The 17,750-nt window shown below is 70.4% G+C and carries 16 protein-coding genes; 5 read left to right on the plus strand and 11 right to left on the minus strand.

The annotated features are described in order from the left end of the window. Positions 1 to 81 precede the first annotated feature (81 nt). Positions 82 to 912, plus strand: a complete 831-nt coding sequence (locus K4L06_RS06560; RefSeq protein WP_343225811.1) for a methyltransferase — start codon at positions 82 to 84, stop codon at positions 910 to 912. Between the two features lie 55 nt (positions 913 to 967). After that, positions 968 to 1,501 (plus strand): pseudouridine synthase, encoded by a 534-nt coding sequence (locus tag K4L06_RS06565; protein WP_221670638.1) that lies wholly within the window; start codon positions 968 to 970, stop codon positions 1,499 to 1,501. A 22-nt stretch (positions 1,502 to 1,523) separates the two neighbouring features. Here the strand turns inward: K4L06_RS06565 and K4L06_RS06570 are convergent, their stop codons facing one another. The 3 genes from K4L06_RS06570 to K4L06_RS06580 form a co-directional block, all read right to left on the minus strand. Beyond that, positions 1,524 to 1,925: a hypothetical protein gene (locus K4L06_RS06570; protein ID WP_221670639.1), complete on the minus strand. Its 402-nt coding sequence runs from the start codon at positions 1,923 to 1,925 to the stop codon at positions 1,524 to 1,526. A gap of 64 nt (positions 1,926 to 1,989) precedes the next feature. Continuing rightward, on the minus strand, positions 1,990 to 2,955 hold the full coding sequence (locus tag K4L06_RS06575) for a DMT family transporter (protein ID WP_221670640.1): 966 nt from the start codon (positions 2,953 to 2,955) through the stop codon (positions 1,990 to 1,992). Further along, positions 2,952 to 3,905, minus strand: coding sequence for an aldo/keto reductase (locus tag K4L06_RS06580; protein ID WP_221670641.1), 954 nt, complete (start codon positions 3,903 to 3,905; stop codon positions 2,952 to 2,954). Before K4L06_RS06580 ends, K4L06_RS06575 begins: the two co-directional genes overlap by 4 nt. A gap of 242 nt (positions 3,906 to 4,147) precedes the next feature. On the opposite strand from K4L06_RS06580, the gene K4L06_RS06585 reads away from it, so the two are divergent. Continuing rightward, positions 4,148 to 5,248: a hybrid sensor histidine kinase/response regulator gene (locus tag K4L06_RS06585; protein ID WP_221670642.1), complete on the plus strand. Its 1,101-nt coding sequence runs from the start codon at positions 4,148 to 4,150 to the stop codon at positions 5,246 to 5,248. Positions 5,249 to 5,523: 275 nt separating this feature from the next. Here the strand turns inward: K4L06_RS06585 and K4L06_RS06590 are convergent, their stop codons facing one another. From K4L06_RS06590 to K4L06_RS06600, 3 genes are all read right to left on the minus strand, one after another. Next, complete coding sequence (locus K4L06_RS06590) at positions 5,524 to 5,883, minus strand: hypothetical protein (RefSeq protein ID WP_221670643.1); 360 nt, start codon at positions 5,881 to 5,883, stop codon at positions 5,524 to 5,526. A 206-nt stretch (positions 5,884 to 6,089) separates the two neighbouring features. Further along, positions 6,090 to 8,648, minus strand: a complete 2,559-nt coding sequence (hrpB, locus tag K4L06_RS06595; RefSeq protein WP_221670644.1) for an ATP-dependent helicase HrpB — start codon at positions 8,646 to 8,648, stop codon at positions 6,090 to 6,092. A gap of 62 nt (positions 8,649 to 8,710) precedes the next feature. Then, positions 8,711 to 9,196, minus strand: a complete 486-nt coding sequence (locus K4L06_RS06600) for a hypothetical protein (RefSeq protein WP_221670645.1) — start codon at positions 9,194 to 9,196, stop codon at positions 8,711 to 8,713. 253 nt (positions 9,197 to 9,449) lie between these two features. On the opposite strand from K4L06_RS06600, the gene K4L06_RS06605 reads away from it, so the two are divergent. Continuing rightward, on the plus strand, positions 9,450 to 10,241 hold the full coding sequence (locus K4L06_RS06605) for a TatD family hydrolase (RefSeq protein WP_221670646.1): 792 nt from the start codon (positions 9,450 to 9,452) through the stop codon (positions 10,239 to 10,241). Between the two features lie 122 nt (positions 10,242 to 10,363). Here K4L06_RS06605 and K4L06_RS06610 read toward each other — a convergent pair whose 3' ends face one another. Both K4L06_RS06610 and K4L06_RS06615 read right to left on the minus strand, forming a co-directional pair. Continuing rightward, positions 10,364 to 13,486, minus strand: a complete 3,123-nt coding sequence (locus tag K4L06_RS06610) for a TonB-dependent receptor (RefSeq protein ID WP_221670647.1) — start codon at positions 13,484 to 13,486, stop codon at positions 10,364 to 10,366. 304 nt (positions 13,487 to 13,790) lie between these two features. After that, on the minus strand, positions 13,791 to 14,246 hold the full coding sequence (locus tag K4L06_RS06615; protein ID WP_221670648.1) for a hypothetical protein: 456 nt from the start codon (positions 14,244 to 14,246) through the stop codon (positions 13,791 to 13,793). A gap of 204 nt (positions 14,247 to 14,450) precedes the next feature. On the opposite strand from K4L06_RS06615, the gene K4L06_RS06620 reads away from it, so the two are divergent. Then, a complete protein-coding gene (locus K4L06_RS06620) occupies positions 14,451 to 15,326 on the plus strand; it encodes a hypothetical protein (RefSeq protein ID WP_221670649.1) in 876 nt (291 codons plus the stop codon). A gap of 34 nt (positions 15,327 to 15,360) precedes the next feature. Here the strand turns inward: K4L06_RS06620 and K4L06_RS06625 are convergent, their stop codons facing one another. The 3 genes from K4L06_RS06625 to K4L06_RS06635 all read right to left on the minus strand — a co-directional run bounded on the left by K4L06_RS06625 (position 15,361) and on the right by K4L06_RS06635 (position 17,740). Continuing rightward, positions 15,361 to 15,891, minus strand: a complete 531-nt coding sequence (locus tag K4L06_RS06625) for a hypothetical protein (protein ID WP_221670650.1) — start codon at positions 15,889 to 15,891, stop codon at positions 15,361 to 15,363. 113 nt (positions 15,892 to 16,004) lie between these two features. After that, complete coding sequence (locus K4L06_RS06630; RefSeq protein ID WP_221670651.1) at positions 16,005 to 16,817, minus strand: ABC transporter permease; 813 nt, start codon at positions 16,815 to 16,817, stop codon at positions 16,005 to 16,007. Further along, positions 16,814 to 17,740 carry an ABC transporter ATP-binding protein gene (locus tag K4L06_RS06635; protein WP_343225732.1) on the minus strand — a complete coding sequence of 309 codons (927 nt, stop codon included), beginning with the start codon at positions 17,738 to 17,740 and terminating at the stop codon, positions 16,814 to 16,816. The genes K4L06_RS06630 and K4L06_RS06635 overlap by 4 nt, the downstream gene beginning before the upstream one ends. Positions 17,741 to 17,750: the final 10 nt, after the last annotated feature.

Genomic DNA, 17,750 nt, shown 5'->3' on the forward strand with positions numbered 1-17,750 from the left:
CTTTCCCGTTGCCCCGGAGTCCGTTGCATGGAACGTAACCGCCCCGCCCGCCTGTTGCTGTTGGCCGCGCTGCTGCCCGGCCTGAGCCTGCTCGCCCACGCCCAGAAGCCGGCCAAGGCCGACGCCGCCTCCCCCAAGGCGACGGCCGCCGCCGAACCGGCCGCCAGCGCCGCGCTCAAGGCCGCCGTCGCCGGCAGCTGGCGCGACCCCAAGAACGTCGCCCGCGACGGCGCCCGCCATCCGCTGGAAACGCTGCAGTTCTTCGGCGTGCGCCCCGACCAGACCGTCATCGAGATCACCCCGGGCGGCGGCTGGTACTCGGAGATCCTCGCGCCTTATCTGCGCGAACGCGGCCGCTACGTCGCCGCGATCGTCGACCCCGACACCCAGTCCAGCGCCGACTCGCGCAAGTACTACGCCAACGCCAAGAAGAACCTGGAAGCCAAGTTCGCCGCCGGCCCGGCGCAGTACGACAAGGCCGCGTTCGCCGCCTACGACAGCTACAAGCCGGCGTTCGGCGCGCCGGAATCGGCCGACGCGGTGCTGACCTTCCGCAACGTGCACAACTGGCGCAGCGCCGGCCAGGCCGAGGTGATGTTCAAGGGCTTCTTCGACGTGCTCAAGCCGGGCGGCACGCTCGGCGTGGTCGAGCACCGCGCCAAGGGCGACGTGCCGGCCGACGACAAGAGCGGCTACGTCGGCCAGGCCCAGGTGATCGCCCTGGCCGAGGCGGCCGGCTTCAAGCTCGAGGCCAAGAGCGAGGTCAACGCCAACCCGCGCGATAGCAAGGACCACCCCAACGGCGTGTGGACCCTGCCGCCGGTGAGCCGTCACGACGCGGCCGACGCCGCCAAGTACCAGGCGATCGGCGAAAGCGACCGCATGACCCTGCGTTTCCGCAAGCCGCGCTGATCGCGACGCCGGCGGCGGCCCGAGCCGCCGCCGGCGCGATGTCCCAGGTCGCTCCGTGCTGATCGCGTTCAACAAACCCTATGGCGTGCTGTGCCAGTTCACCGACCGCAGCCAGCCGCCGCGGCCGACCCTGGCCGGCTACGGCCTGCCGCCCGGCGTGTACGCCGCCGGGCGCCTGGACCACGACAGCGAAGGCCTGTTGCTGCTGACCGACGACGGCGGCCTGGCGCACCGCCTCACCGACCCGCGCCACAAGCAGCCCAAGGTCTATTGGGTCCAGGTCGAAGGCGATCCCGGCGAAGACCAACTGCAGGCGCTGCGCTGCGGCGTCGAACTCAACGACGGCCGCACCCTGCCGGCCCAGGTCGAACGCCTGGATACGCCGGCGCTGTGGCCGCGCGATCCGCCGGTGCGGTTCCGCAAGACCGTGCCCGACGCCTGGCTGGCGATCACCCTGCGCGAAGGCCGCAATCGCCAGGTGCGGCGGATGACCGCCGCGGTCGGCCTGCCGACCCTGCGCCTGGTGCGGGTCGCGATCGGCGGCCAACGCCTGGACGGGCTCGCGCCGGGGCAGTGGCGGGCCTGCTGAGCGCGACGGCGCGCGGCTCGGCTCAATCGCGGCAATGCTGCCGCGCTTGCTCCATCGAGCGCACCTCGATCCCGCGGCAATGCGGGTACGGCAACACGCAGTCCAGGTAGGGCCGGGCGATCCGGCGCGAGGCCTGCTTGCTGGCGATGAGTTCCGGCGCGCCTGCCGCCGCGCGCGCGGCGCAGGCCGGATGACGTCCGCCGACGATATCGCGGCAGGCCTGCGGCGCGAGCTTGTAACGCTCCGGCGCGCGCTCGCACTGCCCCAGCGCGGTGTCGCGCCACAACTCGATCAGGACCGCCTTCGGGATCGGCCGCTGCTCGATCTCGGCAATGCGGTAGTCCTCGCGCGCGGGCGCGGCGAAGTGCAGGTAAACGAAGCCGCCGGCGGCGGCGAGGGCGATCAGCAGCAGGATCCGTTGCATGCGCGCAGTGGTGGGGACGGCGCAGCAGTATGACCGCCGCGCCGCGCGCATGCGCCGTTGCGACTCACTTGCGCTCGATCGGCACCGAGTTGGCGCCCGGCCGCGACACCAGCACCACCCCGCCCAGCACCACCGCGGTGCCGATCAGCTGGATCGCGGTGATCCGCTCGCCCAGCACCCAGGCGCCAAGGAACACCAGCGATACCGGCCCGATCACCGAGAACTGGGCTGCGCTGCCGGCGCCGAGCCGGCTCACCGCGGCCATGGTGAAGGTCACCGGCAGGAAGGTGCAGAACAGCGCGTTGGCGGCGGCGAAGGCGTAGACCTGCCAGGGCAGGCCGAACAGCGCCGAGGCGTCGCGCGCGAGCAGGTAATGGATCATCGTCGCCGCGGTCGACACCACCATCGCGCAGGCCACCAGTTGCAGCGAGCCCAGCCGTTTCACCAGTTCGCCCGACATCGCCAGGTACAGCGCGTAACTGACCGCCGCACCCAGCACCAGGGCGCTGCCGAGCAGGACGTGGTCGCCCTCCACGCGCAGGTTCTCGACCATCACCAGGGTCACCCCGGCGTAGCAGACCGCCAGCGCGACCCACTCGCGCGCGGCGACCTTGCGGCCGTAGGCGAACAAGCCGATCAGCAGGACGATCGTCGGGTTGAGGAACAGGATCAGCCGTTCCAGCGACACCGGCACGTACTCCAGGCCCCAGAAGTCGAGCAGGCTGGACAGGTAATAGCCGAGCACGCCGAGCACCGCGATCAGGCCCAGGTCGCGCCGGGTCGGCAACGCGCCGCGGGCCTTGGCGCGGCGGGTTTCGCGCAGGCCCAGGGCGAGGAACAGCGGCAGCGACAGGCTCATCCGCAGCGCCAGCACGTCCAGCGAGTCGACCCCGTAGCGGTACTGCAGCTTGGCCAGGATGGCCTTGGCCGAGAACAGCACCGCGCCGGTCGCGGCCAGGGCGATGCCGACCCGGCGCGCCCGGGCCGCGGCGTCGCCAGGCTCGGCCAGCGGCGTGGCCGATGCGCTCATGCCGGCGCGCCCGCCGCGTCCAGCGCGGCGATCTCCTCGGCGCTCAGCCGCAGCTGCGCGGCGGCCAGCAGTTCGCGCAACTGGGCGACGCTGGTCGCGCTGGCGATCGGCGCGCTGATCGAGGGCCGCGCCAGCAGCCAGGCCAGGGCGATCTGGGCCGGGGTCGCGGCGTGGCCGGCGGCGACCTGGTCGAGCGCGGCGAGAATGCGCAGGCCGCGCGGGTCGAGATAGCGCTCGACCTTGCCGGCACGGACCCGACTCTTGTCCAGGTCGGCGCGGCTGCGGTATTTGCCGGTCAGGAAACCGCCGGCCAGGGCGTAGTAATTGAGCACGCCGAGCCCGCGCTGGCGCGCCAGCGGCTCCAAGCCGGCTTCGTAACCGGCGCGATCGGCGAGGTTGTAGTCCGGCTGCAGGGTCTCGTAGCGCGGCAGGCCGTGGCGTTCGGCCAGGTCCAGGGCCTGGGCCAGGCGCGCCGCGCTGTAGTTGGAGGCGCCGATCGCGCGCACCTTGCCTTGTTCGATCAGGCGCGCAAACGCGCCCAGGCTGTCCTCCAGCGGCACCGAGGGGTCGTCCTCGTGGGCCTGGTAGAGGTCGATGGTCTCCACCCGCAGGCGGCGCAGCGATTCCTCCGCCGCGGCGCGGATGTTGTCCGGCGCCAGGCCGCGGCGCGGGCCCCACTTGCCGACCTTGGTCGCGATCAGCAGCCGCTCGCGACGGCCGCCGCCCTGCGCCAGCCACTGTCCGATCAGGCTTTCCGATTCGCCGCCGGCGTGGCCGGGCGCCCAGGACGAATACATGTCGGCGGTGTCGACCAGGTTGAAGCCGGCCTCGCTGAATGCGTCGAGCAGGGCGAAGCTGGTCGCGGCATCGGCGCTCCAGCCGAACACGTTGCCGCCGAACGCGATCGGGGCGACGGCGAGGGGCGAACGGCCGAGCGGGCGCAGGCGCATTGCGGATTCCTTAATCGAAGAACGGCCATGATGCGCCGCCGCAAAAGCCGCCGCGATACCCGGGTCGCAAACCGGACGTGCCGGCTGCGGCGTTTGGTCGCGCCGGCGGAGTGAACGGTTCATTTTTTTCGCCCGCAACTCCGCCTTTGGCATTGGGTTTCTGTTAACTTTCGGAACGCTCACGCGGGTTCATTTATGCGAATTCCACGTGAAAAACCCGCTCCTGGGGATTTTCGGACGTAATGAGCACTGCCGCGACATCCACCGGCCGGATCCTCGTCGTCGACGACCAAGCCGCCAACCTGCGCGTGGTCACCGCGCTGCTTTCGCGCCAGGGTTACGAAGTGATCGCCGCCGCCACCGGCGACGAAGCGCTGCGCCTGTACGCGCAGTCGCCGCCGGACCTGATCCTGCTCGACGTGATGATGCCGGGCATGGACGGCTTCGAGGTCATGGCCGCGCTGCGCGCCGATTCGCCGCTGCGCGTGCCGGTGGTGTTCGTCACCGCCGCCCATGACCGCGACCTGTTGCTGCGCGCTTTCGACGCCGGCGTGGTCGATTACGTCACCAAACCCTTCCTGCCCGAGGAACTGCTGGCGCGGGTCAACGCCCACGTCGGCCTGAAACTCACCCGCGACCGCCTGGAACGGGTCGCGCGCGAGCGCGAGGAGCTGGTCAACCTGGTCGCGCACGATCTGAAGAACCCGCTGACCAGCGTGCTGTTCGCCAGCGACCTGCTGCTGCACGACGGCTGCAAGCCCGAGCGCGTGCCGCGCTATCTGCAGATGATCCACGAGAGCGCCGACGATGCGCTGGGCTACATCCGCCACTACCTGGAAAGCCAGGCCGGCACCCGCGACCAGGCCGGCGCGCAGGGCCGCGCCGACCTCGGCGAGACCCTGGAGTGGCTGGTGCGGCGCTACGAGATGCAGCTCGACGCGCGCGGCATCCGGATCCAGGTGGTGCCGCCGGCGGCCAACTGCGCGGCGCTGGTGGCGATGGACGCGCGGGTGTTGCGCCAGGTCAGCGAGAACCTGGTCACCAACGCGATGAAGTACGCGCCCAATAGCGAGTTGCTGCTGGCCGCGCGCAACAGCGCGCCCGGCTTCTGGCAGCTGATCGTCGCCGATCGCGGCCCGGGCATTCCGCTGGCGCGCCAGCGCGAACTGTTCAAGCCCTTCGTGCGCCTGCACGACGAAGCGCTCGACGACGGCCTGTCCAGCGGCCTGGGCCTGTCGCTGGCCAAGCAGATCGTGGTCAATGCCGGCGGCCAGCTGTGGTACGAGGAGCGCCGCAACGGCGGCTCGCGCTTCATCATCGAGTTGCCGGAAGCGGCCAAGTAAGCGCCGCCCGCGCTGCCGCTCCCTGTAGGAGCGGCATCCCACCGGGATTTCCTCCGGTCATGAGCCGCGACATCCGCAGCGGCGAAATACCACGCAGCCATCCGGAGCCCCGAAAACACAAAGCCCGGTTGCCCGGGCTTCGATCATTGCGTTCGCCTCATCCTGCGACGACCGCAGGCCGGGAGCCCCGCGCTCCCCCCGACGAGGGCGACGGAGCAGCGGGGATCGACCGGCCTGCGGCGTGCAGAAGGCGCGCAGAAGAAGCGGGGGCGCGCTTACTCGGCCGATTCTTCGCCGTTGCGCTGCGCGCTGCGGCGCCGGCCGCTGCCGGGCTCGGCGCGACGCGCATCGATGCGGCGCGCGCTGCCTTCGATCGGATCGCCCTCGGCCTGCTTGCGCGCCTTGCGCCGCGCGGCCGCGTACCAGAGCAGGCCGGCGCCGGCGACCGCGGCCACCGCGATCACCGGGTTGCGGCGCACGAAGCCGCCGGCGGTGCGCGCACCGGCCTTGAGCGCGCCGAGCTTGGCGCCGGTTTCCAGCCACTGGCCGGCCTTCGGCGCGGCGTCCTTGAGGTTGGCGCTGAGCGCGTGGACCAATTCCATGGCGCGGTCGGGCAGGGATTCGAATTTGCTCATCGTTGCAGTCCTGTGATGAGGGAAAGGGGATCAGTGTCGATGCGATGCCGTTGAAATTCTGTGAGCGCAACCGCGCCGGTCCCGGCTCGCGGCTGAATGCCGGGCCGCCGCCGCGCGCGGTCCAGGCCGCGCCGGCGACGCGCGACGACCGCGCTGGATGATAAGCGCCGGACCCGACGCACGACAGCCGTCTGCGCCCGCGGCGGTCAGGTGCCGCGCGGCTTGGCGCGATGGGTCGCGGTGGCGGTCCAGGGATCGTCCGGCCAGGGGTGCTTGGGGTAGCGCCCCTTCATTTCCTTTTTCACCTCCGGATAAGTGCGCTCCCAAAAACCGCGCAAGTCCTGGGTGACCTGCAGCGGCCGTCCCGCCGGCGACAGCAGGTGCAGGGTCAGCGGCACTCGGCCGTCGGCGATGCGCGGGGTGTCGGCCAGGCCGAACAGTTCCTGCAGCTTGACCGCGAGCACCGGCGGCTGCGCCGCGCCGCGGCTGCCGTCGCCGCGGCCGCTGTCGGCCTCGTCGTCGTAGGCGTACTCGATCCGCCGCTCCATGCCCGAGGGCACCACGATCCGGGTCGGCGCCAGCGCCTCCAGCCGCTGCCGCCACGACCAGTCGGCGAGCGAGCGCAGGGCTTCGCCGAAGCCGGCCTCGTCGAGCGCGTCCAGCCGCGTCTTGCCGCTCAACGCCGGTTTCAACCAGCGCTCCAGGCCGTCGAGCAAGGCCGCGTCGGACAGATCCGGCAAGCCCTGCTCGCCTTCGGCCAACTCCGGCATCCACGCGCGCAGGCAGCGCATGCGCGCACGCCATTGCTGCAACGACTCGGTCCACGGCAACGCCTGCAGGCCGAGCTGGCGCACCGCGTCGACCAGGGCATCGGCGTAACGCGACGGATCCGGCCGCGCCAGCGGACGGCTGTCGAGCACGATGCGGTCGTAGCGGCGCTCGCGCACCGCGGCGATGCCGCGCGCGGCGGCGTCCCAGACCACCCGGTCCTCGCTGACGAAACGCTGCGGAAATTCCCGTTCCAGCCGCGCTTCGTCCAGCGGCGCAGCGCGCAGGATGCGCGCGTCGCGCGGGTCGTCGCGCAACTCGGCGATCACCAGCCAGGGCTCGCCGTACACCGCGCTGTCGTCGAACAGGCGCGCGCTGCGGCCGTTGGCGAGCTGGTAGCGGTAGGGATCGCTGGGGTGCTGGCGCGCGATCCGGTCGGGAAACGCGTGCAGCAGCAGATCGCCCAATGCGTGCGCCGGCACCGAAGCCGGCGGCGCGGCGTCGACGCGCAGGCGGCGGCGCCATTGCTTGGCCGCCTGGTCCAGCGCGGCCAGGGCCGCGCGCGAGGCGTCGGCCGGCGCGCGGCCGGCGCGGAACGCGGCCAGCGCCTGCCAGCGCGCGGCCAACGCGTCGCCGCCGCTGCGCAGCGGATCGCGCGCTTCGATCAAGGCCGCCAGATCGCAGGCCAGGGCGCGTTCGCGCGCGTCGCTCGGCGCCAGCAGCATCGCCGCCAGGCGCGGGTGGGTGCCGAGCGCGAGCATGCGCCGGCCGAAGGCGGTGACGGTCGCGCTCGCGCCGGCGCCCTCCAGCGCGCCCAATCGCAGCAGCAGCTCGCGCGCCGCCGCCATCGCCCCGCCCGGCGGCGGATCGAGAAAGCGCAGGCCGGCGTCGCCCCAGGCGGCCAGCTCCAGGCACAGGCCGGCCAGTTCGACCTGGGCGATTTCCGGCCGTCGCTGCGGTTCCAGGCGCTGCGATTCCGGCCACAGCCGGTAGGCCCAGCCTTCGGCGACGCGGCCGGCGCGGCCGGCGCGCTGGTCGGCCGAGGCCTGGGCGATGGCGACCACGTCCAGCCGCGAAAAACCGCTGTTGGGGTCGTAGCGCGGTTCGCGCGCCAGGCCCGAGTCGATCACCACCCGCACCCCGGGCAGGGTCACGCTGGACTCGGCGACGTTGGTCGCCAGCACCACCCGGCGACGGCCGTCGGGATCGGCCTGCAGCACCCGGCTTTGCTGTTCGACCGGCAACTCGCCGTGCAGGCTCAGCACGTCGATGCCGCGCAAGGCCTCGCTGCCGGCCAGGGCCGCGTCGGCGCGGCCGATCTCGCGCTGGCCGGGCAGGAACGCCAGCACGTCGCCGGGGTGCTGCGCGGCGGCCTGCTCGACCGCGCGCCGCACCTGGTGTTCGAGTTTTTCCTCGCGCCGCGCCGGGTAGTGGGCGACCGTCACCGGATAGCTGCGTCCGGCGCTGCTCAGCCGCGGCGCGTCGAGGAACTGCGCCAGCCGCTCGCCGTCCAGGGTGGCCGACATCGCCACGATGCGCAGGTCCTCGCGCAGCGAGGCCTGCACGTCCAGGGCCAGGGCCAGGCCGAGGTCGGCGGCGAGATGACGCTCGTGGAACTCGTCGAACAGCAGCGCGCCGACCCCGTCCAGGGTCGGGTCGTCCTGGATCATCCGGGTCAGGATGCCTTCGGTGACGACCTCGATCCGGGTCCGCGCGGAGACCTTGTTTTCGAAGCGGATCCGGTAGCCGACGGTGTCGCCGGCGGCCTCGCCGCGCTGGCGGGCCATGAAGGTCGCGGCGGCGCGGGCGGCGACCCGGCGCGGTTCCAACATCACGATCTTGCGTCCGCCCAGCCACGGCGCGTCGAGCAGGGCCGGCGGCACCTGGGTGGTCTTGCCGGCGCCGGGCGGCGCTTCCAGCACCAGCCGCGGGTGCTCGGCGAGGCTGGCGCGGATCTGCGGCAGCAGGGAATCGATCGGGAAGGCGGGACTGTTCACCCGCGCAAGGATACGGACCGACGGCGGCGCCCGGAATGGCGCAGCCGCCGGCGCCGGTCGCGCTAGTCCGCGAACTCGCCGCAGCCCATCAGCAGATGGGTCGGGTTCTTGACGTCGCCGATCACCACGATCACCGCATTGGCGTAGGTGTTCTCTTTGGCGTCCTGGCACGGCTCGTCGGGCTTGCTCGGCGTGATCAGCACGCTCATCGGCCGGGTCTGCATGCCGACCGTGATCGTGCCGGTCAGGCCGTAGCGCCCCTTGAGCACGCCGAGCACCGGCAGGTCCAGCACCGGCACGGTCGACTTCAGGCCGCCGGCGGCCAGCAGCACGCCGCGCGGCTTGGTCAGATGGAACTCGGCCGCACCGGGCACGGTGCGCTGCAGCTGGATGTTCCACGACAGCTTGCCGACGTTGCCGCCATCGAAGGGCTGGGCGGAGAAATCGAACTTGGGCTTGGCCGGTACGGCCGCTGCGACGCTCTGCTCGGCATGGCCGGGAACGGCCCAGCCCAGGACCGCGGCCAACAGCAAGGTGACGATGCGCATGGGGGCTTCCTCTGGCGGCCGGATGGCGCCTTCTACGCAACAACGGGGCGCAACGCAGACTGTGAAAGTGCGGCTGCAGGAAAGTGGGCCGCGAATCGGCGCGGGCGAAGCGCGGACGTCGTCGGTGCGAACGCGATCGCTATGCGGCTCCGGTCGGACCCGGCGGCCTCGCGGCGCCGCAACGCCGCCGGGTTGGGTCGGGCGCGGCGAGCCTCTACACTGCGCGCTGCTCCGTTCCCGCTGTGCCCGCCCCATGCAACTGATCGACATCGGCGCCAACCTCACCCACGACAGCTTCGACCACGACCGCGAGGCGGTGCTGCAGCGCGCGCGCGAGGCCGGGGTAGCGCGGATGGTGATCACCGGCGCCAGCCGCGAGCACTCGCCCAAGGCGCTGGAGCTGGCCCGCCGGCACCCGGGCGAATTGTTCGCCACCGCCGGCGTGCACCCGCACCACGCGGTCGAGTACACCGCCGAGTGCGACGCCGAAATGCGCGCCCTGCTGGCCCACGACGAGGTGGTCGCGGTCGGCGAATGCGGGCTGGACTATTTCCGCGATTTCTCGCCGCGCCCGGCGCAGCGGCGCGCGTTCGAAATGCAGTTGCAGACCGCGGTCGACACCGGCAAGCCGCTGTTCCTGCACCAGCGCGACGCTCACGCCGACTTCATGGCGATGATGAAGAACTTCGACGGCAAGCTCGGCCCGGCGGTGGTGCATTGCTTCACCGGCACGCGCGAGGAGCTGTTCGATTACCTCGACCAAGACTGGCACATCGGCATCACCGGCTGGCTGTGCGACGAACGCCGCGGCCTGCACCTGCGCGAACTGGTCAAGCACATTCCGGCCGAGCGATTGATGATCGAAACCGACGCGCCCTATCTGCTGCCGCGCACGGTCAAGCCGGCGCCCTCGCACCGGCGCAACGAGCCGATGTACCTGGCCCACATCGTCGAGGAGCTGGCCCGCGACCGCAGCGAAGACGTCGCCGTCACCGCCGCCCGCAGCACCGCCGCCGCCAGCGCTTTCTTCCGCCTCCCGGCCTGAGCGCAATCCCCGCTGCGGTCGCTGCTGCCGTTCCGATTCCCTATTCCCCATTCCCCATTCCCCATTCCCAACGAAAAAGCCCCGATCGCAGATCGGGGCTTTTCGTCGCACATCGAATCAGATCAGTACTTCCATTCGAAAGCCAGGTTGTAGCGCCGGCCGAGAATGTCGTAGGTGCTGAACAGGTTCGCCGAAGTCTGCGCCGGGAACGGCGGATCCTTGTCGAACAGGTTGCTGACCGCCAGGCGCACCGTGGTGCGGTCGTTGAAGCGATAGCGCACGCCGCCGTTGAACAGCCAGTAGTCGCCGACCTTGAGGATGTCGCGGGTTTCCGGCGTGTTGAGCACGTCGAACTCGGCGCTGCTGAGGTAGTTGGCCGACAGGTTGGCGCCGAACTTGCCCTTCTCCCAGGCGCCGCTGAACTGGTACTGGCGCTTGGACGTGCCGATCTCGCCGACCGCCGGGTTCGGGCTGACGCCGGTGTTGTCGACGGTCAGTTCCTTCGGGAAGTAGCCGGTCACGCCGAAGGCGAAGCGGCCGAAGCGGTCGGTGTCGAAGCGGTACGACACTTCGGCCGAATAGGCCTCCATGTTGAGGTACTTGCCGTTGACGAAGCCGCTGAGGAAGGTCGTGGCCTGGCCGGCGTTGGCCGGGCCGGTGCCCGGCGCGTTGCGGGTGATGCGGCTGCAGAACGCGTTCGCGTTCGGCACGTTGGAGGCGTCGAAATCGGGCGCGTCGAAGCAGGCGGTGGCGATTTCGGTCGCGGTCAGGTTGCTGATGACGTCGGTGATCTTGATCTTGTAGTAGTCGGCGGCGACGGTCAGGCCTTCCAGGAACGACGGCGCCCAGGTGAAACCGTAGGTGTGCGAATCGGCCGATTCGTTGCGCAGGTTCGGATTGCCGCCCGAGACGCCCTGGATCGACGCGCCGTTAGCGTTGGAATTGAAGGTGGTCAGGCCGTAGTAGCTGAGGAAGGCCTGGCAGTTGCGCGCGCGCACCGCCGGATTGTTGCCGCCGGTGATGAAGCGCGAATCGCAGGGGTCGCCGGTGACGAACTGGAACGAGGTCGCTTGCGGCAGGAAGGACTCGGTGATCGCCGGCGCGCGCAGCGAGCGGGTGAAGTTGCCGCGGATTTCCAGGTCCTGGAACGGCTTCCACTGCAGGCCGTAGGTGTAGGTGTCGAACTTGCCGTTGACGCTGTTGTCGACCTGGCGGTACTTGCCGACCACGTCCAGCTTCTTCAGCAGCGGAATATCGGCTTCCGGATTGACCAGCGGCAGCACGAACTCGCCGAACCATTCCTTGGTCGAGTACTGGCCCTGCAGCGGGGTGATCGGCACCGAGCGGCCCAGGCCCTGGGTCAGGAAGGTGCCCGGATCGAACAGTCCGCTTTCCTTGCGGTATTCGTAACCGATGTTGTATTGCAGCGGGCCGCTCCACAGATCGAACAGGGTGCTCGACAGGTTGACGTTGAAGACCTTCTGCTCCTGCAGCGCCTGCGACTCGGTGCGGGTGGTGACGTAGTTGCGCGCCGCCGCGCTGGGACGGCCTTCGCCGAACAGATCCAGCGGCACGCAGTTCGGGTCCGGACGCGGCGCGATGCCGCCCGGCACGACCACGCCGGTCACCGGCGCGCCGTTGCAGACCAGCTGGCCCTGGGCGTTGCGCACTACATGCAGCGCATTGACGAAGTTCTGCTGCACCAGCGAGGTGCCGTAGGCGCGCGAGTCGCTGCGGCCGTAGTTGGCCGAGGCTTCCCAGTAGAACACGCGTTCGGCGAGTTCGAAGTCGCCTTCCAGGCCGACCACGATGCGGCCGAGCTCGGTGGTGGCGCTGCCGTTGTTGGTGACCAGGTCGCGCGAGGCGCGCGACAGGTTGAACGAGGTCACGCCCAGCCCCTGCAGGGTGGTGCGGGCCTGGTCGGACAGTCCGGCGTAGGTGGTTGGGAAGCGGATCATGCCGCTGGCACCGGCGAACAACGGCGAGTTGTAGGCCCACTGGTCGACCAGCTCGGTGCTCTCGGCCGAGTAGAACGAACCTTCCAGGAACACATCGATGTTGTCGGTCAGGCCCCAGCGCGCGGTGGTGTTGAACGACATGCGCTTGAGATCGGAGGTGATCTGGCCGGCCTCGATCAGGCTCAGGCCGTCGCCGCCGCTGGCATCGGTGGCGGAGAAAGTCGAGCCCGGGTTGTACGGCACCAGATTTCCGTTCGGATCGAAGGCCAGCACGGTGCGGTTGCCGGGGCCGAATCCGTTCGGGATCAGGTTGCCCGAGCCGGTGCGGAACGCCCCGGTGGTCGGCGAGATCAGGCCGCCGAACGGCGTGGTCCAGATGCGCCGGTCGTGGATCAGCACGCCGTTGGGGATGCCGTCGGTGGCACCGGTGTTGAACGGAATGTTCGGGTTGTAGCGACCGTCGTTGGCCGGGGTGCGGCCCGGGAACAGGGTCGCCATCTGGGTGGCGTTGGGGTTGGTGGTGTTGAAGAAGCCTTCGCGGAAGTAGTCGCGCTCGCGTTGCAGCACGCCCTTCACGTTGTCGTAGGTCAGCGAGAAGGTGACGTTGCCGCGGCCGTCGTCGAAGTTGGCGCCGACCAGGGCCCAGACGTTGTAGCGCTCGTTGTCGCCCTCTTCGGTGACGCCGTAGTTGCCGCCGAACTGGACGCCTTCGAAGTCCTTGCGCAGGATCACGTTGACCACGCCGGCGATGGCGTCGGAACCGTAGGTCGGGGCGCCGCCGATGGCGATGTTCTCGACCCGCTCGACCATCGCGGTCGGGATCGCGTTGAGGTCGACCTGCACGCCGGGCGCGGCCGGGCCGAACAGGGTAGTCGGCGAACTGGACACGTAGCGGCGGCCGTTGACCAGGGTCAGGGTGCGGTTGCTGCCGATGCCGAAGCGGTTGACGAAGTTGACGCCGGTGCCGAAGGTCGCCTGGCCGCCTTCCGGGGTCACGCCGACGCCGAAGCCGGGGATCTCGTTGAGCGCATCGGCGACGTTGGTCAGGCCGCGGTCGGCGATGTATTCCTTGGTCACGACGGTGGCCGGCTCGAGGGTGTCGAAGCCGGCGCGGCGGATGCGCGAACCGGTGACGACCATGCGGTCCAGGTCGGTCGGCGAGCCGTCGGCAGCGGCCGGCTTGGACGTGGTCGCGGTTTGCGGAGCGGGCGCCGGCTCCTGCGCGAACGCCGGTGCGGCGATCACGGCGAGGATGCCGAGCAGGAGCGGACGGCGGCGCAAGGACACGCGACGGGCCTGAGTCGTAACCATAAGTTTTCCCCCGGATGGACGGCCGACCGGATGGGTCGGAGCGGCATTAATAGATCGTTAAGTGGAACCTGCGCAAGCATCCGGTCGAAGCGGCCGATTTATCTTCTTAATTGATTGATTTTATTACCCCAAAGAGAGGGATCGAACGGTCGTTCTCTCAACACAAAGCAAACATTTGCGCCAAATGCGGCAAATAAAAAGGCGGCGCCCGCTTATTGTGGGCACCGCCTTTTCCTGTCTTGAAACCGGGGTCGTCCGGCCGAGCCGACCGGGCCGGCGGTCACTGGATGGCGAAGTAGCCGCAGCCGTACCACAGCGGCATCTTCGAACTCTTGCCGGTGTCGAGGATCTGGATCGCGTAGGAGTAGGGCTGGCCGTTCGGGCCTCGCGAGTTGCCCTTGTTGTCCTTGCAGACGTCGCCCAGCTTCACCGGCGCCAACTGCACCGACACGTTGACCGTGGTTTTCAGCGCGACCTTGCCGGCCAGGGTGTAGCGGCCGTAGCCGTCGACTTTCTGTTGCTGAAGCGGGCCTGTGAGGACCTTGGACGCCTGCGGCACCTGCAGCTCGTAGCCGACCGACAGGTCCTGGGCGGTGGTCAGCTTGACCTGCCAGTCGGTGTTGCCGCCGCGGAACACCGGCGCGGGAAAGGTGATCTGTTGGGCCGGGGCGGGCGCGGCGGCGAACGCCGCGGCCAGGCCCAGGGCCGCGGCGGCGGCGACGGACGAAATACGCATGTAGGACTCCTCGTGGGTGGCGACAACCAGTCGCCGTAACGCTGCAAACGGCGCGCGGCGGCCAACGTGAAGCGCCGCCGGGTGCGGGACTGCGACCGATGCCGCGTCCGCACCCGCCGCGGACGCCGGCCCAGTCGCTAAGCTAAGCGCCGCACCGACGCCGGCTCGCGGCGCGGCGCTCCCCCGATCGCCCTGGATTTGCGCATGTCTCTCGCTCCGACCGCAGCGGCGCGTTCGCCGCTGCTCGTGCCGCTGGCGCTGGCCGCCGCCTTGTTCGCCGCCTCCGCGCTGTTCCTGCTGATCGGACTGGTCGCGGTGCCCGAGGCGGTACGCGGCCAGCTCAAGCTGGCCCCGATCGTGTTGCAGTGGTTGTGCAAGGACGGCCTGCTGGCCGGCCTGGGCCTGGCCGCCGCCTGCGTGCTGACCCAGCGCCGCGGCGGTCCGCGGCGACCGATCGGCACGGCGATCTGCGCGCTGTTGCTGGTGTTCGCGATCGGCCTGCTGTGGTCGGTCACCGTCGACGCCTGGCTGTACGGCCGCCTCGCTGCGCAGCGGCGCGAACTGGACGCGGCGTTCGCGGTGTCGGGCGTGCTCAAGGCCGCGGCGCAGATCGCCCTGGCCTGGCCGCTGGCCTGGTGGATCGGCGGCCGCGGCGCGACCCCGGTGGTCTGGAGCGGGCGGGCGCGGCGCGCGATCGGCGCCCTGGTCGGCGGCGGCGTCTGCGCCGGCCTGGTGTTGGCGCTGCAGCAGGGCGCGGCCGGCTTCGCCGCGCTCGACGGCGACGGCCATCGCAGCGGTATGAGCGCGGTGGCGCTGGCGGTCGGCGCGGTGCTGGCGCTGGCCTGCGCGCTGTGGCCGCTGCGCTCCGGCCACGGCGCGCTGGTGGCGTTGGCGGCGGCGGCGCTGACCCCGCTGCTGTTGCTGGCCGCGGCGGTGCCGATGGCGCTGTACGGCCAGGCCCTGGACCTGCCGTTGCTGATCGCGCTGGCCCTGTCGGCGATAGTCGCAGCGCCGGCGCTGGCCTGGCTGTCGCTGCGCGCCTTGCATCGCCGCCTGCGTCCGGCCGCGCAGGGCGGCTGAGCGCCGCCGGGTCGAGCGACCCGCTCGCGTCGGATCAGTACATCGCCAGGTCGGCGCAGCCTTCCAGCTTGTCCATGCCGTCGACGCTGACCCGGATGCTGTTGCGATGGCGGCCGTCGCCGTCGTCGATGCATTCGCTGCGGTCGATCTCGATCGTCATCGGCTTGGCGCCCCGGGCGGTGGCCAGTTCGCCGCTGAGCACGATCAAGTCCGCCGGCGCATCGGCGGGCTGGCCGAGGTAGCGCGCCTGGCCGCTGGCCTTCTCGCTACCGCTGCCCCAGGTCAGCTCGACCGTGTGGTTCATCTCGCCGGTGGCCTGGATCTGGACGCTCCAGTGCTCGCCGAAGCCTTTCAACGCCGGCACCGGGCTGAGCTTGCCGACCTGGTCGGCGCCGATCTTGCCCATCGGCCGTTCGCCGCCCGCGATCGCGGCGGCGCTGTCCGCGCCCGCTTGCTGCGTCGCGACGGGCGCCGGGGCGGGCGTGGCGGATTTCGGCGCCTCCGGCGCCGCGCAGCCGGCGGCCAGCGCGCTGCACAGGATCGCGGTCAGGGACATCGCTCGCATGGACTTCTCCTGGGTCGTGGACGTTTCGCCGGGGCCGCTGCTCGCGCAGCCGCCGGCGCCGAGGTTCTAACCCGGGCGCGGTGCAGCCCGGGTCAAGACGCCGGCGCGGGGGCTCAGCTGCGCAGGCCGACGCCGCGCTTGAGCAGCCACAGGCCCAGCGACGACAGCGCGGCGACGAAACCGAGCATCAGCGCATAGGCCACCCACAACGGCACGTCGCTGCTGCCGAGCAGGCCGTAGCGGAACGCGTTGACCATGTAGAAGATCGGATTGGCGTGGGTCGCCGCCTCGGCCCAGGGCGGCAGCAGCTTGACCGAATAGAACACGCCGCCCAGGTAGGTCAGCGGGGTCAGGATGAAGGTCGGCACGATCGCCACGTCGTCGAACTTCTTGGCGTAGACCGCGTTGACGAAGCCGGCCAGCGAGAAGATGGTCGCGCCGAGCAGGACGGTGGTGAAGGTCACCAGCGGATGCGGCACCCGCACCGAGGTGAAGCACATCGCGATCAGCAGCACGATCGCGCCGACCATCAGCCCGCGCAGCACCGCGCCGGCGACATAGCCCCACAGGATCACCCAGTTCGGCATCGGGCTGACCAGCAATTCCTCGACGTGGCGGCCGAACTTGGCGCCGAAGAAGCTCGAGGAGATGTTGCCGTAGCTGTTCTGGATCACGCTCATCATCACCAGGCCGGGGACGATGAACTCCATGTAGCTGTAGCCGCCCATGTCGCCGATGCGCGAGCCGATCAGGCCGCCGAAGATCAGGAAGTACAGGGTCATGGTGATCGCCGGCGGCACCAGGGTCTGGCCCCAGATGCGCAGGATGCGCGCGACTTCGCGCCGGACGATGGTGCCCAGGGCGACCAGGTTGCGGCGCGCGGGCGAAGGTTCGCGCGCTTGCGCGGCGTCGGTCTGGCTGCTCATGCGGCGCTCCCGGTGGCGGCCGGCGAGGGCTGGGCGATCATGCGCACGAACAGCTCCTCCAGGCGGTTGGATTTGGTCCGCATCGAGCGCACCCGGATGCCGGCCTCGCCGAGCGCGGCGAAGACCCGGTTGAGGTCCATCGCGCGCGGCATTTCCAGGTCCAGGGTGTGGTCGTCGGCGGCGCTCAGGGTCGCGCCTTCGATCGCCGGCAAGGTCGCCGGCAGGCGGCCGTCGATGTCGAGCAGGAAGCCTTCGACGTCGAGCTTGGCCAGCAGCGCCTTCATCGGCCCCTGCTCGACGATCCGGCCCTGGTCGATGATCGCCAGGTTGCGGCACAGGCTCTCGGCTTCTTCCAGGTAATGGGTGGTCAGGATGATGGTGGTGCCGGCGGCGTTGATCTCGCGCAGGGTCTTCCACATGCCGCGGCGGATCTCGATGTCGACCCCGGCGGTGGGCTCGTCGAGGATCAGCAGGCGCGGCCGGGTCATCATCGCCCGGGCGATCATCAGCCGGCGCTTCATGCCGCCCGACAGGGTGCGGCTCATCTTGTCGGCCTTGTCCCACAGTTGCGCGCGCTTGAGCTCTTCCTCGGCGCGCTGCAGCGCGACGGCGCGCGGCACGCCGTAGAAGCCGGCGTAGTTGACCAGGATGTCGAGCGGCTTCTCGAACATGTTGAAGTTCAGCTCCTGCGGTACCAGGCCGATCAGGCGCATCGCTTCGTCGCGGCGGCGGATGAGGTCGGTGCCGAAGATCTCCACCGAGCCGTCGCTGAGGTTGACCAGCGAGCTGACGATGCCGATCAGGGTCGACTTGCCGGCGCCGTTGGGGCCGAGCAGGGCGAAGAAATCGCCTTCGGCGACGTCCAGGGACACGCCCTTGAGCGCCTGGACCTTGTTGTCGTAAGTCTTGCGCAGCTCGCGCACGCGCAGGGCG

Origin of the sequence: Lysobacter sp. BMK333-48F3 (assembly GCF_019733395.1) — a bacterium.
Lineage (GTDB): Bacteria > Pseudomonadota > Gammaproteobacteria > Xanthomonadales > Xanthomonadaceae > Lysobacter.